We start from the raw sequence: 23,164 nt of genomic DNA, 5'->3' as shown, positions 1-23,164 counted from the left end.
CGCCGCCCGTGCCGCTACCCGCACCGCCGGTTCCGCCGCCCGCGCCGCCTGCCGCACCTGCGCCGCCCGCTCCACCCGGCGAACTCGAGCTCACCGTCGAACTGCCGCCGCCGCGTGCATTGCCGCCTGCGCCACCTGCGCCACCTGCGCCGGAGTCACCGCCGTTGCCGCCTACACCGCCGCCACGACCACCCGCGAAACCGCCGGCCGCGAGGCTGCCGGCCGCGCCGAGCGCGCCCCTGCCGGTGCCGTTGCCACCCTGCGTGCCGCCCGCGTGCGCGGAACCGCCGCGTGCGCCGTTGCCTGCATTGCCGTCGCCGGCCACTGCGCCCGCGTTGTACGCGTCGCCCGCCGTCGCGCCGCCATTGGTCGCGCTGCCGCCGTTGCCGCCGCTACCGCCAGCGCCACCTGCGCCACCGTTGCCGCCCACGCCAATGCCGCCGAAGCCCGCGGCGCCTCTGCCGCCACGTCCGCCCGCCGCACTGCCGTAGTTCGTCGCGACGTTACCGATGTTGGTGACACCGACATTGCTCACGGTGCCATCGAGCCGGCTCAATGCAACGACCTTGGTGCTGTTGTAGGAGTCCTGCCACAGGTTCGCACCGGACGCGATTTCATTAGCATTGCTACCCGTCGCCGTCTGCGTCGCTGCTGCTGTACTCGTCAGCGTGTTGCTGCCGCCCGCGGCCGTCTGGTCGCACGACGAGTCATTGCTACTGCATGGGTTTGCCATCGCGTAACCGCTGAAGCCGAGGGCCAGGGCTGCAGCGGTCGCCAGTAAAGTTTTTCGCATGGGATCCTCCTCAAAGGATGGGGGGCGGCTTGGCAGCACTACGCCAATCCGCGACACTTCCTGCATAGGCGGTGCCATGCGCGCAAACGTTTGACTGAAAAGGGTAAAGCCGCGCTTTTTCGATACGCTCTGTAATTTTTTTAGGGTTTACGCCCGTGTTTTATGTTTCCACTCTGAAACACCCAAATCGACATTGCACCGCAAAATTATTATTTCGCAATCTTTTAATTGATTTAAATTCAATTGCTTGCAATGCTTTTCCGGCCGCTATTCACTAATAAAAAAACGTTTCTCTTTTGTTGGACGGGTCCCCCGTTTCGCCCGGCATGCACCACATCAAAGCGCATACTCTCCTTCACGACGCCTTTCCTGACAAGCCTTCATGGCCGCGCGTACGGATTACCGCGCGAACGCCGAGTCATCTGGCATGCTTCTGAAAACGTATCTTTTACGACTTCCTTAAAATCATGCGGATTCAAAGCAGAATATATTTCTATCCGCCTCGAAGTCTTGCACACTGATATTACAAAGTAAGCATCCTGTGCAAAGTACGCCACCGCACAAACGATAACAATCCTTTAAAAATTCGTTAGTTAACGTTGTTTAATTTCTATTAAAAATGTTAGCATTCGTTTTCGAGAAAATGACATAAATGTGAATGGCAAATTGACGCATCGAATTAATTTCGCGGTACGCCGGGATGAAAAGCCGAGTGCCGCCAATCGTCGCTACCGGAAGCCGTCACGCACCTGTTCGACGACCCACGTCGGGTCGTCGTGCGGCAGATCGTGACCGGCGGATGCATGTTGTCGATGCGGCGCGTGCCACGCCGCCGCGACGCTCGCGGAACAGATCGGATTCACGAGGCCGTCCGCGGCGGATGACAGGATCAACGCACGGCACCGCGGCGGCTGCGGCGCGGCGCGAAACGAAGCCGCTGCCAGCAGCTGGCGCAACGCGTTGATGCGGCTCACCGGCGCGCTGCGGCGAATGTCGACCCATATGTCGAGGTCGTCCGCGAGTGTCAGCCGGTTATTGCAGGTCAACGCGTGAATCGCGCTTTCCACGCCGAGCGGGTCGCGCCAATGCGCGGCGATGCGCATCAGCTGCGGCCATGCTTGCGGCCGCAACCGTTCTTGCGGCGGGTTGAACGGACGCATGCTCGTGTTGATCAGCACGAGCGACTCGATTTCATGCGGATGCCGTTGCGCCCAGTCGGTTGCGACCATTCCGCCGAGCGACATGGCGAGTACCCGGTACGGTCCTGGAACGCCGCGTTCGAACGCGACCAGGCGCGCGAAGCCCACCATATCCGCCACACTGCGATACGAGCGCAATGCGGCAAACTCGCCGTTGCCGGGAAGATCGACCGGCAGCACGCGCGCCCCGCCGAATGCCTCGGTGAGGCGTTGCGGCAGCGTCCCCCAGTGCCGCGATTCGCGCGTGAGCCCGCGCAGCAAAATCCATGCGCTCATACGCGCTGGGTCCGATACCAGAAGTCGAACGCGCGCTGCAGTAGCTGCTGGCGCGCCGCCCCTTGAGGCAGCCAGCGCTGCGGCGAGTAGGCGGCACGCGTCAGGAAGTCGAGCAGGTTCGCATGCCGGCGCAGCACACGCGCCGTGCGATGTGCCTTCACCGGATTAAACATGCCTTGCCGCGAGAAAAGCTGCCGCGGGTTCTTCTTGATCCATATCCACGAGCCCAGTTCGAGCGTCAGCGGCAGAAAGATGCTCGTTGGGGGACGTCGGTCGTAGGCGCAATCCCACAGGTCGCCGTGCAGCAGATACTGATGGCTTTGCGGCTCGAACAGATAGCCGTGATGAGGATGGGCATGCTCGAACATCATCTTTAGCGCGAACATTTCCGGCAGGTTTGGCATCGCGCGACGCGTGCGCGCATAAGGAAACCAGATACTGTCGCGCCAGCCATAACCGGAATGGCAGTCGAGCGCGATGCTGAACGGACGCGACGCCAGTTCGCTTGCCACCACGTGCAGCAACGCAGCCGCTTCCGGCTCCATCGGCGCGCCGCGCCGGCCGCGATACCACGGCAGCCACGCGCCGAGCCGCTGCCCACCGGCAAGCCACGGCACATGCTCGTCGGCATCCTGCGGTCCGTTGCGCATCAGGTCGACCCCATTCGGATTCGCGCGCGTGGCGGCCCACATGCCACCTGGATTGACAATCGGGACAAAGATCAGACGAATCGATTGCAACTGGCGGACGAGCAGTTCGTCCCATTCGAGACGGCCCACCAGCGATCGCATGTAATCGAGCACCAGTTGTGATCCGATGCGTTCGAGCCCGTGAATGCCGCCGAAAAATCCGATCGTGGGCGCAAGCGGATCGGTCGAGCCGATACTCGCTGTGAACACGGCGAACGACCTGCCCCGCACCCTCGTCTCGCATGCGGTTCGAATCTCAAAGAGGGCACTGCCGCCTTCGAGGATAGCCTTCAGCTCTTCGTATTCCGCGAATGAGTCGGGCAAAAAGCTGAGAACCTTTTGCATGGCGGCGCCTGCGTGAAAGGCTGCATTATTGGGGACGACTCATGCACTGACCCCTTCAAATATAGCCTGTTCAGCGCGCGGTTACATGACAGTGATGCGACGCATGCAAGACGCTGTCATGTGATTGACACATGCGTACGAACGGTACGTCGTCAGGCCGTATTCACATTCTGATACATATAGTCGTCTAGACGTTGCGACAGCTTTCACTCAACCGTCATAGTCGCTTCCTAGAATGTGGCCGAACGTTCCGGCGAAAAGCTGGCGTCATTGACAGGACATCTATGGAAGCCATCCGCATCGAACGTTTGAGCAAGACGTTCAGTAACGGCCGCAAAGCGCTCGACGAAATCGACTTGCGTGTCGAGCCCGGCGAAATGGTCGCGCTGATCGGTGCGTCCGGTTCGGGCAAATCGACATTGCTGCGGCATATCGCTGGCTTCACGGCCTCTGATGCGCAACCATCGCAAATCGAAATTCTCGGCCGGCCGATCCAGCAGAACGGCCGCATCGTGCGTGAAGTGCGGCGCATCCGGCGCGATATCGGCTTCGTCTTCCAGCAATTCAATCTTGTCGGCCGCATGACGGTCGAAACCAATGTGCTGGTCGGCGCCCTTGCGCGGCTGCCGTTGTGGCGGCGACTGACGGGCATGTTTCCGCGCGGCGAACGCGAGCTCACGCTAGCCGCGCTGCGTGAAGTCGGTATTGGCGACCACCTGCGCGAACGCGCGAGCAATCTGTCCGGCGGCCAGCAACAACGCGCGGCAATTGCACGCACCCTCGTGCAGCAGGCGCGCATCATCCTCGCCGACGAACCGATCGCGTCGCTCGACCCCGAATCGTCGCGCCGCGTGATGGATATGCTGCGCAAGCTGAATACCGAGCATCGGCTGACCGTTCTCGTCTCGCTGCATCAGGTCGATATCGCGATGCAGTACTGCCCGAGAACGATTGCGCTACGGCGCGGCAAGGTTGTCTACGACGGCCCGTCGGCCAACCTGACGCCGGCGCTGTTGAAGCAGCTGTACGGCGACGATGCGCGCGAACTGCTGGAAGAACCTGCCGATGACGATGTGCCGCACGCGCCGCGGTCGTACTCCTTTGCGCTCGATCCAGCGCATTCAACGTGATGCCGCACCAGCGGACACACGATTCCAAGCTGTTTTATACCGACCCAAACCAACCGGGATTCTGAACTCATGAAATTCTTGCGCTCACTGATCGTCGGCGTAGCTACCTTTGCCTGCGTCGCCGCTCATGCTGAAGACCTTAATTTCGGCATCATCTCGACCGATGCATCCAGCACGCTGCGGCAGCGCTGGCAACCGCTGATCGACGATCTGAACAGGAAGACCGGCCTGCACGTGAAGGCGTTCTTCGCGACGGATTACGCGGGCATCATCGAAGCGATGCGCTTCAACAAGGTTCAGATCGGCTACTTCGGCAACGCGTCGGCGATGGAAGCGGTGGACCGCTCGAACGGCGAAGTGTTTGTGAAGTCTGTCAATGCGAACGGTGTCGGCGGTTACTACTCGGTGCTGATCACGAACGTGAACAGCCGCTTCAAGACGCTCGACGACGTATTCAAGAACACAAAGGACGTGAACCTCGGCTGGGGCGATCCGAACTCGACCTCCGGCACGCTGATTCCCGGCTACTACCTGTTTGCGAAACGTGGCGTGCCCGTGACGTCGGTGTCGTTCAAGACGGTGCTGCCGTCGAGCCACGAGGCGAACCTGCTGGCGGTGATCAACAACAAGATCGACGTCGCGACCAACAACACGCAGGAACTCGACCGCCTGCAAACGCAGCACCCGGACAAGTTCGCGCAGGTGCGCGTGCTGTGGAAGTCGCCGCTGATTCCGAGCGACCCGCTCGTGTACCGCAAGGATCTGCCGCAAGAGACAAAGGAGAAGCTGCGCGACTTCTTCGTCAGCTATGCGAAGACCGATCCGCACGAGAAGGAAGTGATGAAAAACCTGACCAACTATAGCGGCTTTGCAGCGTCGTCGGACGCACAGCTTGTGCCGATCCGCCAGGTCGCGTTGTTCCAGCAGAAGCAGAAGCTCGAGGCTGACACGAGCCTCTCCGATGCGGAGCGCAAGACGCAGGTCGCCGCGATCGATGCCAAGCTGAGCGCACTCAACGACGCGGCCGCGAAGCAATAATGAATAGCGCAGACATCGCCAGCGAACGCGGCACACGGCAGTCGAAAGCAGTCGCGGCGCCGGACGCCGCGGCCGCCGGCAAGCGGAGCTGGGGCTCGACGTTCGGCTGGATCGCATTGATCGCGGTACTCGGCCTGTCGTGGCGCGCCGCGGATATGCGCCCGCTCGATCTGTTCGCGGATGCGGGCAACATGGGGCAGTTCGCGAAGGACTTCTTCCCGCCGAACTTCACCGACTGGCGCATCTATACGCAAGAACTGCTGGTGACGCTTGCGGTTGCGGTGTGGGGTACTGCACTCGCGATTGTCTGCGCGATTCCGTTGGGACTGATGTCCGCGCACAACATGGCGCCGGTCTGGGTCGTCCAGCCGGTGCGGCGCGCGATGGATGCGTGCCGCGCGATCAACGAGATGGTGTTCGCGATGCTGTTCATTGTCGCGGTCGGCCTCGGCCCGTTCGCGGGTGTGCTCGCGCTGTGGGTGCATACGACCGGCGTGCTCGCCAAGCTGTTCGCGGAGGCGGTCGAAGCGATCGACCCGCGCCCGGCCGAAGGCGTGCGCGCAACCGGCGCGACGAGTCTTGACGAGATCATCTATGGCGTGCTGCCGCAGGTGCTGCCGCTGTGGATCTCGTATACGTTGTACCGGTTCGAATCGAACGTGCGCTCGGCGATGGTGGTCGGGATGGTCGGCGCGGGCGGGATCGGCGTGGTGCTCTACGAATCGATCCGCTCGTTCGACTATGCGCAAACGACCGCGGTGCTGCTGATGGTGATCGTGGTGGTGACGGTGATCGATGTGTTGTCCGCGAAATTGCGTGAGCGGGTGATCTGATGGGTGGCATGCTGGAGTAGTCAGTGCCGCAGACGTTGCACCATCTCCCTGATCACGATGTGGCAAATCGCCCGCAAGCACCGCATCTCGCCGCCGAAGGTGGCGGCGAGATGCGACCGCTCAGCGAGTATCACTGCGTTTTCCGCGCTAACCTCAGCAAGCAGCGCGTCCGCCTCGACGGGAATACGCCGAAGCAAATCGTCGATCTGGCGTAATGCGGTCACACGCGTCAGACCCAGCGCGACGCCGGCCTGCACAAGCAGGTCCGCTGTAAAGTCCGCGTAGCGTTGCACGCCTCCTATCGGCCTCGTGAACTCCACAAGGTCCGGCCAACGGCCGCGCGCAGCCAACGGAACATGCGAAGCCGCGCAGTCGCGGGGGCGCGACAGTGGCCAACCAATTCGGACAATGCTTCGAGCGACCAGCCGGAATATTTCATCGTCGCGGCCAGATTGAGCAGTTGGCACCCATCGATTGCGTGGTGCCGTGTCACCGTGCCGTCCTCGCTGAGCTCGCGGTCAAACCGCTTGATCAGGTACACCGGTGCAGGCACATAGCGCCGCTCGATGTCCGGCACATCCAGACCAACGCGGCGCGCGAGCTTCATCACGAACCATTCGTTCACCACCGAATGGGGATAGTCCTGCGGTTGCGGGTGGTTCGGTTTGAGAATATGCGTAGACAATGCCTGCCCACCAGGCTCGAAGATTTGCCCGTCTCGCAGCACGACGGCGAGCTTGTGCTGTGCGCCGGCAAGCGACATTTTTTTGGGTGCGCTATGGGTGAGCGGCACCGCAGGCAGATTGCGGATGCGCGCGTCCAGCTCGGCGTCGCCAAGCAGCCGCAGGCTGCAATCGACATCCGCTGAATCGTCGGCTGCGCGAAGCGTGATTGACCCCGCGGACTCCCGGCCATAGTGTTCAAGAAGCGCGAACGCGTCAGCGATATCGGGTAGTCCCGCATCAGCCGCAAGTAACGCACGGACGCTTTCTTCCGGTAACAGATTGTCGAAATACCATTGCACCGGACGCGTGCTGGCGCCGTCATGCAGCGCGGCGTTCTGAAGCGGCAGATGGGGACTCAGCGGAAAACTGGCCGCGCTGTCGCACCACGACTTCGCGTAGGTGAACGCCCAAAGGTTCTGGTTCTCGTGCAGCGTACCGATCGCCTGCCCATCGAGCGATGCAAAAAGGAGGCGCCCGCTCATACCGGATCTCCCCGGCCGGAGCGCTTGCTGATCCGCCCTGCTTCGGCGGCGGGCAAGCGACGTTCGGCCGCGCGCTGCCGCCTCGCCTCGGCGCGATGCCTTGCTTTAGCCGATTGCGCGTCTAGCAGTTCAGGACCCGCATCGGGAATATCCACGGCCACCTGCACACCCAGCCCTTGCAGGATCTGGAAGAGCTTCCCCCATTGGACGGTTACCGCGCCGCGCTCGGCCTTCACCATGAAGGATTCGCTCACACCGACACTGCCTGCGGCGTCATCCTGACGCAGACGCTGGGCCTTTCTTGCAGCGCGGATGATTCCGCCGATATCGGACGCCCTTTTTAGGGTGTGACGCATAAAGTTGCTCCGGCGCGATTTGTCCGCAAAATATAAGTTTTCAGGACGGATTGAGCACGTCCGGATTCAAGACGAAAACTTTACGTTCGAACAGTATTTCAGAAAATCGGCCAGATTCCAACGTAAAACTGTGCGCTCGCATAGTTTTGGCTTGTTCAAGCCAGCGAAGCAGGTAAAACTGTTCGATCGCACAGGTTTTGGCGAGATTGGAGGTTCAAAACGCCAAAACTGTGCGATCAAACAGTTTTTATGCGCGTCGCGACGATGTTGAAATGGACACCCGGTATGCGCGAGTCAAATGCCCAGCGCACGTGCTCACGTGCTCACGTGCTCACGTGCGAATCATCGTTGCGCGCGCCGCGTGTATTCGAATGTGATCCAGTTTTGTTCTCGCTCACGATTCAGGGACAGTGGTGTTCAATGCCCACCTGGTCCGCATGGTACGAAGACCTCACCAGCGGACCCGCGACCACTTCCTTGAACCCGATGCGCAATCCTTCGTCGCGCCATGCATCGAACGTCGCGGGCGGCACATACCGCCGCACCGGCAGATGAAACTGCGAAGGCGCCAGGTACTGGCCGATCGTCAACACATCCACATCGTGCGCGCGAATATCGCGCATCGTGTCCACCAAGGCCGCGTCGGTCTCACCGAGTCCGGCCATCAAGCCCGACTTCGTTAGCATGCGCGGATGCGCGCGCTTCACGCGCGCGAGCAGTTCGAGCGAGCCCTCGTAGCTCGCCCCGGCGCGCGCGGCACGATAAAGCGATGGCACGGTCTCGACGTTGTGATTGAATACGTCGGGCCATGCGGCCGACAGCGCATCGAGCGCGCGCTCAATGCGGCCGCGAAAGTCCGGCGTCAGCAGTTCGACGCGAATACCCGGCACGCGCTCGCGCAACGCCGCGACACACCGCGCGAAGTGCGCGGCGCCGCCGTCGCGCAGATCGTCGCGGTCCACCGACGTCACCACCACGTAGCGCAACCCGAGTGCCGCCACTGCATCGGCGAGTCGTGCGGGTTCGTCGTTATCGAGCGGCGCCGGCCGGCCGTGCGCGACATCGCAGAATGCACAGCGCCGCGTGCAGACGCCGCCCATGATCATGAAGGTCGCCGTGCGCTGCGCGAAACATTCGCCGATGTTCGGACACATCGCTTCCTCGCACACCGAGTGCAACCGATGCGCGCGCAGAATCGCCGCCATGCCGGCCACCGTTTCGCTCATCATGGGTTTCGCATGCAGCCATCGCGGCTTGGGCAACACGTCCGCGCGCGCAGGCGGCACGATCTTCACCGGAATGCGCGCCAGTTTGTCGCGGCTGCGCAGGCCGTGCTGCCCGAGCGCGGTCGCGCCCGGGGGCAAGGCTTCCGTGTCCCGAACGGCTGCCATTGTCACGTCGCTCCGAAGAAGTCGTTCAACAGCCGGTTCACTTCGGACGCCGCTTCCATGTGCACCATATGGCCCTTGCCGTCCAGCACATGCACGCGGATCTCGCCGGGCAACTCTTGCGCGTGCCGCGCAGGAATGACCTGATCCTGCGCGCCCCAGATCACCATCACGCGCGGTGCGAGCGTGCCGAGCCGATCGCGATAAGTCTTCTGCTGCACGCCTTCGACGAACGCCCGCCCGGCGATCTTCTGCAATGCGTCGTTGACGCCTTCGAGCCGCTTGTACTTCACGACGTCTTCGATCATCTGCCGTGTGACGAGCGTCGGGTCCGCGAACAACTGCAGCAGGTGCGGCTTCAGCGTATTGCGGCTGGTGCCCGCCACGAAGCCCTCGATGTAGGCGCGATTGATCTCGTCGCCGAGTCCCGCGCCGCTGATCAGCGCGAGCGATGCGACGCGCGCCGGCGCTTTCGCGGCGACGGTCATCGCGACGAGGCTGCCCATCGAATGCCCGGCCAGATGCGCGCGCTCGATCCCACGGTCGTCGAGAAACGCGAGCACCGCGTCCGCCAGTTCGTCGGCGCTGCCCGTGTCGACTGCTTTTCCCGACTCGCCGTGACCCGGCAGATCGAGCGCCCAGACCTCGCGGTGCGCGGCCAGGTCCGCATGGTTGAACATCCAGGCGTTCAGGTCGCCGCCAAAACCGTGGATCAATACCGCCGGCGTGCCGCCGCCGTCGCCGATCTTCAGATAGCGCACCGTGCGACCGCCAATCTGCGCTTTCTCCGGTTGCGGTCCGGTTTCGGCATCCGCTGCCGCCGCCGGCACGAAGTCGCGCTGGAATGCGGCAACCGCTTCGTCGATCTGCGCGTCCGGCGTTTCGACATCGGCCACCACGCCAAGCAGCGCCCCCACCGGCAAGGTGTCGCCCTCCTGCGCGATCTGCCGGCGCAAGGTCCCGTCGAACGCGCACTCGACACCCGACGAAATCTTGTCGGTCTCGACATCGAGCAACTCGTCGCCGCGGCCTACCTTGTCGCCGACCGCCTTCAGCCAGCCGTTGACCTGCCCCTGCTCCATCGACAAGCCCCACTTGGGCATCGTAATCATGTGAATCGGCATGGCTCGGTTCCTCGTTCAGTTGCGTGCCTTAATGACCGCGGCGGCGATCTTGTCCGCCGACGGGATATACAGATCTTCGAGCACGCTTGCGAACGGCGTGGGCGTGTGCGGCGCGGTGACAAGCTCGATCGGCGCCTGCAGCGCATGAAATGCCTTCTGCGCGACGAGCGCGGCAATATCGGTGGCAATCGAGCAGCGCGGATTCGCCTCGTCGACGACAATCACGCGACCGGTCTTCTCCGCGCTTTCGAGGATCGTGTCTTCGTCGAGCGGCGACGTCGTGCGCAAATCGATTATCTCGACGTGGACGCCGTCTTTCGCGAGCTGGTCGGCGGCATCGGTCGCGAAGTGCACCATGCGGCCATACGTGACGATTGTTGCGTCGTCGCCTTCGCGCACGATGTTCGCTTCGCCGAACGGAATCGAATACAGCTCTTCGGGCACGTCGCCCTCGCGCCCGTACAGCAGCTTGTGCTCACAGAAAATAACCGGGTCGTTATCGCGGATCGCCTGGATCATCAGGCCTTTCGCGTCATACGGCGTTGACGGACAAACCACCTTCAGCCCCGGCACGTGCGTAAAGAGCGAAGTCAGCATCTGCGAGTGCTGGGCCGCTGCGCGCAAGCCCGCGCCCTGCATCGTGCGGATCACGACCGGCGTGACCGCCTTGCCGCCGAACATATAGCGGAATTTCGCGGCCTGATTGAAGATCTGATCGAAGCAAACGCCCATGAAGTCGATGAACATCAGTTCCGCGACCGGCCGCATCCCGCAGGCCGCCGCACCGACTGCCGCGCCGATAAAGCCGCCTTCCGACAGCGGCGTGTCGAGCACGCGCCCCGGGTACTTGTGATAAAGCCCCTTCGTTACGCCGAGCACGCCGCCCCATGCATCGTGCTCGCCGGGCGCGCCTTCGCCGCCCGCGTTGTCCTCACCCATCACGATGACGCTTTCATCGCGCGCCATCTCCTGGCTCAAAGCCTCGTTGATTGCCTGTGAATAGCTGATCCTGCGTGCCATGTCTGTCTCCTAAGTGCAGTGCTGTCAGGGCCGTTCGCGCGTTACGGGTACGACACGTACACGTCGGTCAGCAGATCTTCGGCGCCCGGAAATGGGGCCGCCTTCGCGTCGCTCACCGCGCCGTCAATCAACTGCTTCACTTGTCCGTCGAGATCGCGCAGTTGCGCCATGCTTAACATCTCCGCCCGCACGACACGCTCTTCGAAGCGCTTCAGGCAATCCTTCTCGTCGCGCAGTTTCTGCACTTCGCCCGGCGCGCGATAGGTTTGCGCATCGCCTTCGAAGTGGCCGAAGTAGCGCGACAGCTTCATTTCGATCAGCGTCGGTCCACCGCCATGACGCGCGCGCTCGATCGCTTCGCCGACCGCTTCGTGCACCGCGAAGAAATCGAAACCGTCGACAATCACGCCCGGCATGCCGAAACCGCTCGCACGGTCTGCAATGTTGTCCGACGCGACCGCCCACGACGACGATGTCGACTCCGCATAGCCGTTGTTCTCCGCGATAAAGATCGCGGGCAGGCGCCAGATCGACGCGAGGTTCATCGATTCGAAAATCACGCCCTGATTCGACGCGCCGTCGCCGAAGAAGCACACACCGACGCCACCGTTCTTTTTGTACTTCGCCGCAAGCGCGGCGCCGCACACAAGCGGGCCGCCCGCGCCGACAATGCCGTTCGCGCCGAGCATCCCCTTCGACAGATCCGCGATATGCATCGAGCCGCCCTTGCCGCGGCACACGCCTGTTTTGCGACCGTAGATTTCCGCCATCATGCCGCGCACATCGACGCCCTTCGCAATGCAATGGCCATGGCCACGGTGCGTGGTCGCGACATAGTCGGCGTCGTTCAGATGCAGCATCGTGCCGACCGCGGACGCCTCCTCGCCCGCGTACAGGTGCACGAAGCCCGGAATCTCGCCGGTCGCGAACTCGACGTGCAGCCGCTCCTCGAACTCGCGGATCGTGCGCATCAGCCGATACGCGTCCAGTAGCTTGTCCTTGCTCAACTGACTCGAAACAGACATGGTGTGTCTCCTTTCCATTGGTCATACCGATCGCCGACCCTATGCGAGCGGGTGCAAAACGACGCGAAGAACGGCGGCCGGCACCGCGTGAGCAGAAGCGGCATGCACCGCGTCCGTTATCCGCGCTGCGCGGCCATCTCGCGCATCAATTGCCGCGACGCCGAGAAGCGCAGCGTGCGGCCCACGTCGACCGTCAACGGCCCGGCCCAATCCAGCGCGATCTCATAGCGGTCGTCGCGCTCTATTTCGATTTCACGTTCACCGTCGAACGCGAGCGTGCCGCGTCCCGCGTCGAGTGGCAGCCATTCGCCGATTTCGAGCCGTTCGCAGGTGCGCATCGTCACCTGCTCGACGCGGCCCGGCGCGAGCGGCGCAAAGACCGGCACGCCGGCTTCCCCGTTACGCGCGAAAGTCAGATGCAAGCCGTGCGACGCACTGCGTTCGACCGGCGCCCATGCGCCGCCGATCGACGACAGTCCGATGCCGTCGGGCGACGCGAACGTGAGAAACAGCGATTCGATATCGGCCGGCTCAGACACCGCGCGCGCACCGATGAAACGCTGCCGGCTCACGCAAACGTCGACCAGCGCAATTTCTTCGCGGCCGCGATTCGGTCCGGCGACGCAACGCACGATCAGCCGCTTGTTGCGCGTCAACGCGACGTCGGGCGGCACGACGCCGGCAGCGACCAGCGCACCGGCAAGGCCGGCGACCGTTGCTTCGCGCATCTCGGGGAACGCGTTGTTGGTGCCGGTCGATAGCGTCAGCAGCGGCACACTGCCGCAATGCGCGGCCACCGCGCGATGCGTGCCGTCGCCGCCGAGCACCGCGATCAGATCGACACCGGCATGCACCATGTGAGCGACGCCCGTGTGCGTATCCGCAACGCTGTCGGTGATCGGCAGATCGAGAAACTCGACATCGGGCCAATGCTCGGGGTTGCCGAGCGCCGCGTGCGTCTCGAGCGCACGGCGCAGCAGCGCGGCGACACCGGTCTTGTCGCGCAGCGTCAGCACGCGGCCGTGGCCCAGCATGCCAAGCCCTGCCAGCAGACGAACGACCATGTTCGCCTTCTCGGCCGTCGGGAAGACGGAAGCGTGCGTCGTGAGCCGGCGGATGTCGCGTCCGGATGCGGGGTTCGCAATCACGCCGACGGTGATAGGCGATGGCAAGGGCTTGTCTCCTGAGCCGCGTGGCGGCGGCTGCTTATCGATGCATGCGATGTGCGGCGCGATGCATCAAGCGTCGCGTCGTTTTTGACGAAGCGCATTACCGCAACACCCATGCCAAACATTCCGCGCGTCGTCCGACAGGCGCTGAACCGCACCCGCCAAGGCTCGCAGCGATTCGCGTGAGCGCATGAAGCGGTTTGCAAACGGGACATGACGCGCTGCAAGATCGCCCAGGTGTCTCACGCAGCGCGCACGCGAAGTATTCCGAACGATCTGCGATAAGCGCTGGCGTCAACACCGGGGGGCCTTTCCGGCCGGATTCGCAATGTCGCTGCTGTCTCACGCGACGCTGAGACGATCGTCTCAACTGTCGCGCGTGCTGCAATGCGAGGGTGATTGCACGGCCCGGATGTGCTACAAGAAATTCCCACTCCAGCGTGCGCCGCCTGACGGGAGCCGAGCCATGCCCTACGTCGCTCAAACGCAGCACATCGATCGTGTACGTGGCGCTATCGAAGGACGCCTGCCCGCGCCGGCCAGTTCGCCCGATGCGCAACGACTCGTGTCGTCGTGGCAGCGCTCATACGAGCAATACCGGCTTGACCCTGGCTCGGTGATCGGACCACGGGTGCTTACGTCTGCGGAATTGCGCGAGGTGCAGGGCAAGGAGGAGGCCTTTCTACGCGCGTCGGGACAGTGCCTCGCGCGGCTGCACGAGATGATTCGCGTCGCCGACTATTGCGTGATGCTGACCGACGCGCACGGCGTGACCATCGACTACCGGATCGATCGCGACCGCCGCAGCCATTTCAAACACGCGGGGCTTTACATCGGTTCATGCTGGTCGGAACAGGAGGAAGGCACGTGCGCGGTCGCGAACGTGCTGACTGATCTCGCGCCGATCACCGTGCACAAGATCGACCACTTTCGCGCGGCCTTCACGACGCTGACCTGCAGCGCATCGCCGATTTTCGCGCCGACCGGCGAACTGATCGGCGTGCTCGATGCATCGGCGGTTCAGTCTCCGGACAATCGCGACAGCCAGCGGCTCGTGTTCCAACTGGTGCGGCAAAACGCGGCGTTAATCGAGGACGGCTATTTCCTGAACCAGACCGCTCAGCACTGGGTGCTGTTTGGCCATCAAAGCCGCAACTTCGTCGAGGCGCAGCCCGAAGTGCTGATCGCGTTCGACGAATGCGGCAATATCGCCGCGTCGAATCGTAAGGCGCAGGAATGCATCGCGGGCTTGAGCGGTCCGCGGCACGTCGACGAGATCTTCGATACGTCCGCGCTTCATTTGCATGACGTCGCGCGCGGCGACACGATCGTGCCGCTGCGTTTGCGTGCGAGCGGCGCGTTGCTCTACGCGCGCATTCGCGAACCGCTGCGGCGCCCGTCACGCGCGATGCATTCGTCAGTCTGCGCAACCGGCTCCGACACTCGCGATCCCGGCCGCCACGCCGACCCGTACGCGCAGCGCGACGTCGGCGCGCTCGGACGCTTTCTGCGCAGCCGCGACGCGCGCGTCGCGCACAACGCGGAAGTCGCGCTGCGCATCGCAGGCAAGCGGCTGCCGATTCTGATACTGGGTGAAACGGGCGTCGGCAAGGAAGTGTTTGCGCATGCGCTGCATGATGCGGGCACACGGCGAGCGCGACCGTTCGTGGCCGTCAATTGCGGGGCGATTCCGGAATCGCTGATCGAAAGCGAACTGTTCGGCTATGCGCCCGGCGCATTCACCGGCGCGCGTAGCCGCGGTGCACGCGGCAAGATTGTGCTCGCGCACACCGGTACGTTGTTTCTCGATGAGATCGGCGATATGCCGCTGAGCCTTCAGACGCGTCTTTTGCGCGTGCTCGCCGAAGGGGAAGTGATGCCGCTTGGCGGCGACACGCCGGTGCGCGTCGATATCGACGTGATCTGCGCGACGCACCGCGATCTGTCGCGCATGGTCGCGGAACGCGCGTTCCGCGAAGACCTGTATTACCGGTTGAGCGGCGCGACACTGCATATGCCGCCGCTGCGCGAGCGTGCGGACGTGCTGGACGTGGTACACGAGGTATTCGAAGAAGAAGCGCAAGGCGCCGGCCATGCGGTCACGCTCGACCCGCGTCTGGCCGAGCGGCTATGCGGCTTCCGTTGGCCCGGCAATATCCGTCAGTTGCGCAACGTGTTGCGCTATGCGTGCGCGGTGTGCGATTCGGTGCGCGTCGAATTGCGCCATCTGTCGCCGGATGTTGCCGCAGTGCTGGCGCCCGGTGACGCGGCGATTCCGTCGCTGGAGAATGTCGGCGACGAGCGCGCGAGAATTGTCGACGCATTGACACGGCACCACTGGCACCCAAACGCGGCGGCGCAGGAACTCGGTATTTCGCGCGCGACGCTGTACCGTCGCATTGCAAGGCTCGGCATAGTTGGGCCGCATCGCGGCTAGCTGTTTGTTCACCGCTAGGTCGTACTTGCGTTAGCCGTGCTGCTTACTGCTCGGCCAGTTTGCTGCGACGGTAGCGGCGGCGTCCGCGTCCCACTTGCTGGGCTTCAGCGGCTTCGGCAGCGTCAGTGCTAGCGAGATCCGCGTAGCGCCCGTGGCGCGCGGCACGTTCCAGCAGCTTCTGCGGGATGGTGGTGGCGAGAAGATAAGTCGTCCATGCGCCGAACGCGACGGTCGCGATGGCCAGAAAAAGCAGTTGCATGATGCCTCCGAAACGCCGCCGCGCGTCTGCGCGGCTGTACACAATCCACCTTACAGGACCCGTGTCGCGCTGGGACGCACACTTTGTCGGATTGGCTTGAATCACAGTTCGGTTGGCAGAAAAGAGACGTATCACGCATGCCGGAGCGCCGCCGCGCGCGCTGCTCAACCGGCGTTGAGCGTCGCGATACGGTGCGCGAGGCGCCTTAGCCGCACGCGCAGTTCCGGCGGATCGAGCACTTCGACGTGATCGGCAAAGCCGAGCAGTTGCTCGGCCGCATAGTCGAGTTGCTCGACGGGCAGCGTGACTTCCTGCCAGCCTGCGTCGTCCGGCGGCATGCTTTGCGCCTGCTCGACGGCCGCGGCGCCGAGCCGGGCGAGCCGCAGCATGCCCTCCTGCGTCAACCGAAGACGCGCCACGTGCTTCAGCAGACTCTTTTCAAACGCCGCGACCGAGCCAGCCCATTCGGTGCGCAAATCGAACCCGGCCGGCCGCTCGAAGGTCTCGTCGAGCACGTTCAGATGCGTGATGTTGGCGACCTTGTAGATGCGTAGCTGCGTGCGTGCCCGCGCAACCAGATACCAGTCGCCAGCCTTCAGCACCAGACCCAGCGGCTCACGAACCCGTTCGCGTTCCGTCTCGCCGTCGCCCGGGTTCGGCGATGCCCGGCTCTGATATTGCATCGCGATCCGCTTCTGGTTCCACACCGCGCCCGCCAGAAGCGTCAGATGAGGCACTTGCGCGGGTCGCCTGTACCACCCGACCGGGTCGATATGTAGCCGCGAGCCGATCCGCGACGCATCGGGCGCCGCATCGGGCAGCGCCGTGACCAGCTTCAGCTGCGCCGCTCGCAATTGCTCGGACAACCCGAGATCGGTCGCGGCGCCGCCGAGACCCGCAATCGACAGCGTCTCGGCCTCCGCCTTCGTGATGCCGGTCAGCCGCGCGCGGTAGCCATCGAGCAGCGCGAATCCGCCGCCCGGCCCGCGGTCCGCATAGACCGGCACACCCGCCGAACTCAGTTGATCGATATCGCGGTACACCGTGCGCACCGACACGTCGAATTCTTCGGCCAGCGACTGCGCGGTCACGCGGCCTTTGACCTGAAGCAACAGCAGCATCGACACGAGCCGGCTTGGGCGCAATTGCGGCCTCCTAAAAAATTCCTGACATCGGTTGTCAGCTATTGACGAGTATAACGGGTGACATGAACGCGCGTTGGCATCTGCCCTTTTGCACTGTTAAGGAGTTGTGGCATGTCAGTGACTTACGTGATTCGTTTTCAGGTCGTCCCGGACAAGCTCGATCGTTTTATGAGCCTGCTGAACGGCGTGCTCGACGCAATGCGCGACGAGCCGAACTTCCATCAAGCGATGCTGCATCGCGATCCGGATTGTCCGCATCGGCTGATGCTCTACGAAACGTGGGAAAGCCACGACGACGTGCTGGAGGAGCAGTTGAATCGTCCGTACCGCCAGGCTTATCACGAGGCGCTACCCGAGCTGCTGGCGAAGCCGCGTGAAGTCACGATCTGGCAGGCGGTGCGTGCGGATCGCAAGCATGGAGCGTTACAGGAATGAGCGCGCCATCGGTGCCCTATGCGGGAGCGGGCCGCCTGAGCGTGATGCAAGGCGCGGCGCTCTATGTCGGCGCCGTGCTCGGCACCGGCGTGATCGCACTGCCCGCACTGGCCGCCGATGTGGCCGGGCCCGCGTCGCTTGTCGCATGGGCCGCGCTCGTGTTGCTGTCGGTGCCGCTTGCCGCGACGTTCGCCGCGCTCGGCGCGCGCTACCCCGACGCGGGCGGCGTGTCGACCTATGTGCGCAATGCGTTCGGCCCGCGCGCCGCCGCGGTGATCGGCTGGTGCTTCTACTTCGCGGTGCCTGCCGGTGCGCCCGCTGCGGCAATGTTCGGTGGCGCTTATGTGGCCGCGGCGTTCGGCGGCGGACAGGTGACGGTAATCAGTACGGCACTCGCGCTGATGTTGATCGTCACTGTCAGCAATGCGTTCGGCGTCGCCGTGTCCGGGCGTTTGCAGCTGATGCTCGCGGTTGTGCTCGTTGCGCTGCTGCTGGCGGCGATCATCGCGTCGGCCCCTCATGCGCGCGCCGCGAATGCGCAGCCGTTTGCGCCACATGGCTGGCTCGCCGTCGGTCGCGCGGCGGCGCTGCTGGTCTGGAGCTTCGCAGGCTGGGAAGCGATCACGCATCTCGCGGCCGAGTTCCGTCGCCCGGCACGGGATCTGCCGCTTGCGACCGGCATTGCCGTGTGCGTCGTCGGTGTGCTGTACATGGGTGTCGCCGCCGCAAGCGTGCTGGTGCTCGGCCCCGCAGCCGGCAAGTCGAGCGCGCCGCTTGCGCAACTGCTCGCAACCGGGCTCGGCGGCAAGGTACAAGTGCTCACGGCCGGCGCGGCGTTGTTGTTGACGCTTGGCACGATGAACGCTTACTTCGCGGGCGCCGCGAAACTGGGTGCAGCACTCGGCCGCGATGGTGCGTTACCGGCATGGCTCGCCGCAGGCAGCCGCGCGGGCGCTGTGCCGCGCCGCAGTCTGCTGGTGGTAGCCGGGCTGGCCATGGTTTCACTGTGCGCCGATGTGGTCGCCGGGCTCGGTCCGAAGCCGCTCGTCCTGCTGACGACGGGTTCGTTCGTCACGGTTTACGCGCTCGGCACCGCGGCCGCGCTGCGACTGCTGCCGAAGCGCAGTTGGGCGCGCCGCTGCGCGACCGTTGCGCTCGTCGCGGTCGCAGCACTGTGCGCGGCGACCGGTTGGTATCTGTTGTGGCCGCTTGCGATTACGGGCTGCGCGCTGCTGTATCTGCATGTGCGCCAGCGCGTGGTCGCTCGAGCTGGCAACAGCGATGCATCGCACTGCGTGCGAATTCGATAACGAGGAATTCGATGCTTCGGCCAAATTTTGTTGACAAGCCTTGCTTCGCAAGACACACTCGCGGACATGCTTACGCTCACCTCCACCGCCGTCGCAGCCGTCATTAAGAACCCAATGCGAGCCATCAATGGCGGGCAATTGGGAGCGTGTGCGCGTTAGCAGTCTGAATTAGCGAAACAGTCCCAAGGCCCCGCCGGCAACGGAAGGGGCCTTTTGTTTTGTGCATGGCTTGCCTTCTGTTCTGATCTCCGGCTCATTCGATGGAGCGCATCATGAACCAGGCAAGCCCGCAATTCACCGATCCTGTATCGGACGTCTCAACATCCGAAGTCTCGCTTGTCGGCGCAGAGAGGCTGCCAAGAGTTGTCGTTCACTTCGAAGTGCAACCGGGCGCGACGCTGTCCTGGCGGGTCGACGCACACTGTGAGCTGAATGTGAAAAGCGAGCGCGTGTGGTTGACGCGTGCCGAGTCGCCGTACGACTACTGGGTGCAGCCGGGGTATCCGATTCAGTTGCGCCGCGGTGAACGCGTATGGATCAGCACGGATGGCAATGTCGCCGCACGTCTGGCGTTGACCACGTATCCGTGCAAACGACGAGGCTCGCTGTTTCGCTGGCTTGAGCGTCTGTCACTGCTGAGCCCGGAAGTGCATGCGCCGAACTCGCGTTGAAGGCTGCCGGTGAAGATCTGCCGCGTCATGCCGCGCGGCAGCCTGGTTTCGTTGAGCTTTGTTTTTATTGCGCCGAGGCCGATGTACCGCTCGGCGTGATCTTCACTGCGGCGGCCGATACGAAGACCGCGTGCACCGTGTCGCCCACCTTCAGATCCTTCAGATCGACATCGGGCCCGACATCGAGTGTTTGCGTTTGATACGCGCCGCGCAGCGTCACGCTGCGCTTCTTGCGATTGATCTTCTCCACGGTCGCCAGCACTTCGATTTGCCGCGCCGACTGATAACCGCCCGACGCCGGCTGATAGGCCTCCGACTCGACACGTTCGCGAATACCCTTGTCGGCCCCTTTCACCTTCTTCGCGGTGACGAGCAACGCGTTCTTGTATTCCGCGTCAACGTTGTCGCCTACTTTCAGTGTGTCGAAGCCCGGCACCTGGTCGCTCACGAGGATGATTGCAGTGCGGCCGCCGGCGCCTTGCAACGTGACAGTCCGCGACGCGGCATCGATGCCGACGATCTTCGCCTGGATATGCACAGGCTGCACCGCACCGACCACGCCTTCAGCGGTACTCGCAAGCGAGTCTTGCGCCCACGCCGGCGGCACCATGCACGCCATCGCGAGCCATGCGGCTACTCCCATCGCTTTCTTCATTTGGGTTCTCCTTCAAGAGCGTTTTCAGTCACTGCCCGTATCGAAAAACAGTTCGTCATCCAGACGAAAACGCATCATAACCCGGTAGAAAGCCGATCGCGCCTACGATTTATCACATTGTGTCAATGTTTGGAATGCCGTTTGAATAGGGAGACGTGTGTGCCGCGTCAACAGCTTGCGAAGCGTCGCTCATACGCGCCGCCTCGCCCGCCGCTCCCTGTTTTGTCACACGCGTTCGAGCGCGATCGCAATGCCTTGCCCGACTCCGATACACATCGTGCACAACGCAAAGCGGCCCTGGGTGCGCTGCAGTTGATACATCGCGGTCGTGACAAGACGCGCGCCGCTCATGCCGAGCGGATGACCGAGCGCGATCGCACCGCCGTTCGGATTGACGCGTGGATCGTCGTCGGCCACGCCGAGCATGCGCAGCACAGCCAGCCCCTGCGACGCGAACGCTTCATTGAGCTCGATCACATCGAACTGATCGAGCGTCATGCCGAGGCGGCCGAGCAGTTTTTGCGTGGCAGGCGCAGGTCCAATTCCCATCACGCGCGGCGCGACGCCGGACGTCGCGATACCGAGCACACGCGCACGCGGCGTCAGGCCGAAACGCTTTGCGGTCGGTTCGTTGGCGAGCAGCAGCGCGGCGGCGCCGTCGTTGACACCCGATGCATTGCCGGCCGTCACCGTGCCGTCGGGCCGCACGACACCCTTGAGTTTCGCGAGCGCTTCAACACTGGTTTCACGCGGATGCTCGTCGCTTGACACGAGCAGCGGGTCGCCCTTCTTTTGCGGGACCGTCACTGCGATGATTTCCTGCGCGAGCGTTCCGTCACGCTGCGCGCGCGCCGCTTTCTGCTGGCTGCGCAATGCGAACGCATCCTGATCGGCGCGGCTCACGTTGAATTCCTGCGCGACGTTTTCGCCGGTCTCCGGCATCGAATCGACGCCGTACATCTGCTTCATGAGCGGGTTGATGAAACGCCAGCCGATCGTCGTATCGAACAGGTCGGCCTGCCGCGCGAACGCGCTGGTCGCTTTGCCCATCACGAATGGCGCGCGGCTCATGCTTTCGACGCCGCCTGCGAGCATGATTCCGGCCTCACCCGCCTTGATCGCGCGCGCCGCGATGCCGACCGCATCCATGCCCGAACCGCACAGCCGGTTGACCGTCGAACCGGGCACGCTCTGCGGTAAGCCCGCGAGCAGCAACGACATACGCGCGACATTGCGGTTGTCTTCGCCGGCCTGATTGGCGCAGCCGTAGATCACATCATCGACCGCGGTCCAGTCGACCTCCTTGTTGCGCTCGATCAACGCCTTGAGCGGTACGGCGCCGAGGTCGTCCGCACGGACGGACGACAGGGAACCCGCATAGCGGCCAATCGGCGTGCGGATTGCATCACACAGGAAAGCTTCGGCCATCTCGATGTCTCCAACGATGCTGCGTCAACGGCCGCTTCGACGCTGCGGCGGCCACTCTCGGCAGTGCTCGCGGCGCACTGCGCGGCGAGCGGAAGTGAAAGTGCGGCGCCCCTTGCGGACCGCCTCGATAAACTGTGTCGATCTGTCGTGTCGACCTTGCCGTTTGTTCTATATACGAACAAACGATCTTATATCGAACAATTTGAGTCATAATAGGCGTGGGCCGAAAAGCGTGTCAAGCGCCCGCTCTACGTCCCGGCGCCCGCGCCGGGACGGGTCGATCCATTGTGAACGCACGTGGGTTCGGCCGCGGCCTGCCTACCCGGCGAAGTTGGCGAATTCCGGCGCATGCGCTATCGTCACAGCTTTTCGTACCGCCTTGCCATTCCGTTGCCCGCCACATGGCCACCCATAAAGACACTCGAGCGTCGCAGCCCGCATCCGCGATGGCGGCGGAGATTCCCGACAAACCGGGCGATTCCTATGTGCAATCGTTCGCGCGCGGCCTTGCGGTGATTCGCGCGTTCAATGCGGAGCGTCCCGCGCAAACACTCACCGACGTCGCCGCCGCAACGGGTCTGACACGCGCCGGCGCGCGCCGCATTCTGCTCACGCTGCAAACGCTCGGTTATGTCGAGGCCGATGGGCGCCTGTTTCAGCTCACGCCGCGCATTCTCGACTTAGGCTTCGCCTATCTGACATCGATGCCGTTCTGGAACGTCGCCGAGCCGGTCATGGAAGAGTTGTCGGCGCAGGTCCACGAAAGCTGCTCGGCAGCCGTGCTCGATCGCACGGAAATCGTCTATGTGCTGCGCGTGCCGACGCATAAGATCATGACCATCAATCTGTCGATCGGCAGCCGTCTGCCCGCATGGTGCACGTCGATGGGACGCGTGCTGCTCTCCGCCCTCGACGAGGCAACGCTCGACGCCACGCTCGACGCGTCGAATCTGCATGCGCACACGCCGCGCACGGTCACCGACCGTCACGAACTGAAACAGGTGATCGCGCAGGTTCGCCGCCAGGGCTGGGCGATTGTCGATCAGGAGCTGGAAGAGGGGCTGATTTCGATATCGGCGCCGATCCGCAACCGGCAAGGCCGCATCATCGCGGCGATGAATATCAGCGGCAACGCGCAGCGCAATTCAGCCAGGCAGATGATGAAAACGTTTCTCGAGCCGCTGCAAAGGGCGGCTCAGAACGTGTCCGATCGGGTCGCGCTGCGCGGGTAG

20 protein-coding genes and 2 pseudogenes are annotated in these 23,164 nt (G+C 63.5%); 8 read left to right on the top strand and 14 right to left on the bottom strand.

What is annotated here, in order from left to right; genetic code table 11:
• The 3 genes and pseudogenes from HV796_RS20490 to HV796_RS20480 form a co-directional block, all read right to left on the bottom strand.
• Positions 1–793, bottom strand: a pseudogene (locus HV796_RS20490) (hypothetical protein); the annotation flags it as partial.
• A 728-nt stretch (positions 794–1,521) separates the two neighbouring features.
• Positions 1,522–2,268: an alpha/beta fold hydrolase gene (locus HV796_RS20485; RefSeq protein ID WP_175228321.1), complete on the bottom strand. Its 747-nt coding sequence runs from the start codon at positions 2,266–2,268 to the stop codon at positions 1,522–1,524.
• A complete protein-coding gene (locus HV796_RS20480; protein ID WP_175228320.1) occupies positions 2,265–3,302 on the bottom strand; it encodes a M14 family zinc carboxypeptidase in 1,038 nt (345 codons plus the stop codon). Before HV796_RS20480 ends, HV796_RS20485 begins: the two co-directional genes overlap by 4 nt.
• A 284-nt stretch (positions 3,303–3,586) precedes the next feature.
• Between HV796_RS20480 and phnC the strand changes: the two genes are divergently transcribed.
• The 3 genes from phnC (at position 3,587) to phnE (ending at position 6,303) form a co-directional block, all read left to right on the top strand.
• Positions 3,587–4,432 carry a phosphonate ABC transporter ATP-binding protein gene (phnC, locus tag HV796_RS20475; protein WP_175228319.1) on the top strand — a complete coding sequence of 282 codons (846 nt, stop codon included), beginning with the start codon at positions 3,587–3,589 and terminating at the stop codon, positions 4,430–4,432.
• A gap of 69 nt (positions 4,433–4,501) precedes the next feature.
• Entirely contained in the window at positions 4,502–5,470 is a 969-nt protein-coding gene (gene phnD / locus HV796_RS20470) for a phosphonate ABC transporter substrate-binding protein (protein ID WP_175228318.1), read from the top strand.
• Positions 5,470–6,303 carry a phosphonate ABC transporter, permease protein PhnE gene (gene phnE / locus HV796_RS20465; RefSeq protein ID WP_175228317.1) on the top strand — a complete coding sequence of 278 codons (834 nt, stop codon included), beginning with the start codon at positions 5,470–5,472 and terminating at the stop codon, positions 6,301–6,303. Before phnD ends, phnE begins: the two co-directional genes overlap by 1 nt.
• A 20-nt stretch (positions 6,304–6,323) precedes the next feature.
• Here the strand turns inward: phnE and HV796_RS20460 are convergent.
• From HV796_RS20460 to HV796_RS20430, 7 genes and pseudogenes are all read right to left on the bottom strand, one after another.
• A pseudogene (locus tag HV796_RS20460) lies at positions 6,324–7,510 on the bottom strand (HipA domain-containing protein).
• Positions 7,507–7,866, bottom strand: a complete 360-nt coding sequence (locus HV796_RS20455) for a helix-turn-helix domain-containing protein (protein WP_175228316.1) — start codon at positions 7,864–7,866, stop codon at positions 7,507–7,509. Before HV796_RS20455 ends, HV796_RS20460 begins: the two are co-directional and overlap by 4 nt.
• 401 nt (positions 7,867–8,267) lie before the next feature.
• On the bottom strand, positions 8,268–9,257 hold the full coding sequence (gene lipA, locus HV796_RS20450) for a lipoyl synthase (protein WP_175228315.1): 990 nt from the start codon (positions 9,255–9,257) through the stop codon (positions 8,268–8,270).
• Between the two features lie 2 nt (positions 9,258–9,259).
• A complete protein-coding gene (locus tag HV796_RS20445; protein ID WP_175228314.1) occupies positions 9,260–10,378 on the bottom strand; it encodes an acetoin dehydrogenase dihydrolipoyllysine-residue acetyltransferase subunit in 1,119 nt (372 codons plus the stop codon).
• A 15-nt stretch (positions 10,379–10,393) separates the two neighbouring features.
• On the bottom strand, positions 10,394–11,398 hold the full coding sequence (locus HV796_RS20440; RefSeq protein WP_175228313.1) for an alpha-ketoacid dehydrogenase subunit beta: 1,005 nt from the start codon (positions 11,396–11,398) through the stop codon (positions 10,394–10,396).
• Between the two features lie 41 nt (positions 11,399–11,439).
• Complete coding sequence (locus HV796_RS20435) at positions 11,440–12,423, bottom strand: thiamine pyrophosphate-dependent dehydrogenase E1 component subunit alpha (protein WP_175228312.1); 984 nt, start codon at positions 12,421–12,423, stop codon at positions 11,440–11,442.
• Positions 12,424–12,539: 116 nt separating this feature from the next.
• Entirely contained in the window at positions 12,540–13,595 is a 1,056-nt protein-coding gene (locus HV796_RS20430) for an ATP-NAD kinase family protein (protein ID WP_175228311.1), read from the bottom strand.
• A gap of 463 nt (positions 13,596–14,058) precedes the next feature.
• On the opposite strand from HV796_RS20430, the gene HV796_RS20425 reads away from it, so the two are divergent.
• Positions 14,059–16,029 (top strand): sigma-54-dependent Fis family transcriptional regulator, encoded by a 1,971-nt coding sequence (locus HV796_RS20425; RefSeq protein WP_175228310.1) that lies wholly within the window; start codon positions 14,059–14,061, stop codon positions 16,027–16,029.
• A 43-nt stretch (positions 16,030–16,072) separates the two neighbouring features.
• Here the strand turns inward: HV796_RS20425 and HV796_RS20420 are convergent, their stop codons facing one another.
• Together HV796_RS20420 and HV796_RS20415 are read right to left on the bottom strand one after the other, a co-directional pair.
• The gene (locus HV796_RS20420; RefSeq protein WP_175228309.1) at positions 16,073–16,288 is read right to left on the bottom strand and encodes a hypothetical protein; all 216 of its coding nucleotides are present in this window, start codon (positions 16,286–16,288) and stop codon (positions 16,073–16,075) included.
• A 164-nt stretch (positions 16,289–16,452) separates the two neighbouring features.
• Positions 16,453–17,433: a helix-turn-helix transcriptional regulator gene (locus HV796_RS20415; RefSeq protein ID WP_175228308.1), complete on the bottom strand. Its 981-nt coding sequence runs from the start codon at positions 17,431–17,433 to the stop codon at positions 16,453–16,455.
• Positions 17,434–17,544: 111 nt separating this feature from the next.
• Here HV796_RS20415 and HV796_RS20410 point away from each other — a divergent pair, with 111 nt between their 5' ends.
• The 3 genes from HV796_RS20410 to HV796_RS20400 all read left to right on the top strand — a co-directional run bounded on the left by HV796_RS20410 (position 17,545) and on the right by HV796_RS20400 (position 19,849).
• On the top strand, positions 17,545–17,868 hold the full coding sequence (locus tag HV796_RS20410; RefSeq protein ID WP_175228307.1) for a putative quinol monooxygenase: 324 nt from the start codon (positions 17,545–17,547) through the stop codon (positions 17,866–17,868).
• A complete protein-coding gene (locus HV796_RS20405) occupies positions 17,865–19,178 on the top strand; it encodes an APC family permease (RefSeq protein ID WP_175228306.1) in 1,314 nt (437 codons plus the stop codon). The genes HV796_RS20410 and HV796_RS20405 overlap by 4 nt, the downstream gene beginning before the upstream one ends.
• A gap of 272 nt (positions 19,179–19,450) precedes the next feature.
• Positions 19,451–19,849 carry a DUF2917 domain-containing protein gene (locus tag HV796_RS20400; protein WP_175228305.1) on the top strand — a complete coding sequence of 133 codons (399 nt, stop codon included), beginning with the start codon at positions 19,451–19,453 and terminating at the stop codon, positions 19,847–19,849.
• 64 nt (positions 19,850–19,913) lie between these two features.
• On the opposite strand, the gene HV796_RS20395 is transcribed toward HV796_RS20400, so the two are convergent.
• The gene (locus tag HV796_RS20395) at positions 19,914–20,504 is read right to left on the bottom strand and encodes a hypothetical protein (protein WP_175228304.1); all 591 of its coding nucleotides are present in this window, start codon (positions 20,502–20,504) and stop codon (positions 19,914–19,916) included.
• Positions 20,505–20,729: 225 nt separating this feature from the next.
• Positions 20,730–21,932 (bottom strand): 3-oxoadipyl-CoA thiolase, encoded by a 1,203-nt coding sequence (gene pcaF / locus HV796_RS20390; protein ID WP_175228303.1) that lies wholly within the window; start codon positions 21,930–21,932, stop codon positions 20,730–20,732.
• Positions 21,933–22,378: 446 nt separating this feature from the next.
• Between pcaF and HV796_RS20385 the strand changes: the two genes are divergently transcribed.
• On the top strand, positions 22,379–23,164 hold the full coding sequence (locus HV796_RS20385; protein ID WP_175228335.1) for an IclR family transcriptional regulator: 786 nt from the start codon (positions 22,379–22,381) through the stop codon (positions 23,162–23,164).

The sequence above is a fragment of the Paraburkholderia humisilvae genome, assembly GCF_902859855.1.
Classification (GTDB): Bacteria; Pseudomonadota; Gammaproteobacteria; order Burkholderiales; family Burkholderiaceae; genus Paraburkholderia; species Paraburkholderia humisilvae.
The sequence above is the reverse complement of the archived record's forward strand: the minus strand, read 5'-3'. Positions and strand labels throughout refer to the sequence as shown.

Bases quoted from the DNA above. Each gene is read 5' to 3' on its own strand.
- HV796_RS20485 (WP_175228321.1), bottom strand. From the start codon at position 2,268: ATGAGCGCATGGATTTTGCTGCGCGGGCTCACGCGCGAATCGCGGCAC.
- HV796_RS20480 (WP_175228320.1), bottom strand. From the start codon at position 3,302: ATGCAAAAGGTTCTCAGCTTTTTGCCCGACTCATTCGCGGAATACGAA.
- phnC (WP_175228319.1), top strand. From the start codon at position 3,587: ATGGAAGCCATCCGCATCGAACGTTTGAGCAAGACGTTCAGTAACGGC.
- phnD (WP_175228318.1), top strand. From the start codon at position 4,502: ATGAAATTCTTGCGCTCACTGATCGTCGGCGTAGCTACCTTTGCCTGC.
- phnE (WP_175228317.1), top strand. From the start codon at position 5,470: ATGAATAGCGCAGACATCGCCAGCGAACGCGGCACACGGCAGTCGAAA.
- HV796_RS20455 (WP_175228316.1), bottom strand. From the start codon at position 7,866: ATGCGTCACACCCTAAAAAGGGCGTCCGATATCGGCGGAATCATCCGC.
- lipA (WP_175228315.1), bottom strand. From the start codon at position 9,257: ATGGCAGCCGTTCGGGACACGGAAGCCTTGCCCCCGGGCGCGACCGCG.
- HV796_RS20445 (WP_175228314.1), bottom strand. From the start codon at position 10,378: ATGCCGATTCACATGATTACGATGCCCAAGTGGGGCTTGTCGATGGAG.
- HV796_RS20440 (WP_175228313.1), bottom strand. From the start codon at position 11,398: ATGGCACGCAGGATCAGCTATTCACAGGCAATCAACGAGGCTTTGAGC.
- HV796_RS20435 (WP_175228312.1), bottom strand. From the start codon at position 12,423: ATGTCTGTTTCGAGTCAGTTGAGCAAGGACAAGCTACTGGACGCGTAT.
- HV796_RS20425 (WP_175228310.1), top strand. From the start codon at position 14,059: ATGCCCTACGTCGCTCAAACGCAGCACATCGATCGTGTACGTGGCGCT.
- HV796_RS20420 (WP_175228309.1), bottom strand. From the start codon at position 16,288: ATGCAACTGCTTTTTCTGGCCATCGCGACCGTCGCGTTCGGCGCATGG.
- HV796_RS20410 (WP_175228307.1), top strand. From the start codon at position 17,545: ATGTCAGTGACTTACGTGATTCGTTTTCAGGTCGTCCCGGACAAGCTC.
- HV796_RS20405 (WP_175228306.1), top strand. From the start codon at position 17,865: ATGAGCGCGCCATCGGTGCCCTATGCGGGAGCGGGCCGCCTGAGCGTG.
- HV796_RS20400 (WP_175228305.1), top strand. From the start codon at position 19,451: ATGAACCAGGCAAGCCCGCAATTCACCGATCCTGTATCGGACGTCTCA.
- HV796_RS20395 (WP_175228304.1), bottom strand. From the start codon at position 20,504: ATGAAGAAAGCGATGGGAGTAGCCGCATGGCTCGCGATGGCGTGCATG.
- pcaF (WP_175228303.1), bottom strand. From the start codon at position 21,932: ATGGCCGAAGCTTTCCTGTGTGATGCAATCCGCACGCCGATTGGCCGC.
- HV796_RS20385 (WP_175228335.1), top strand. From the start codon at position 22,379: ATGGCGGCGGAGATTCCCGACAAACCGGGCGATTCCTATGTGCAATCG.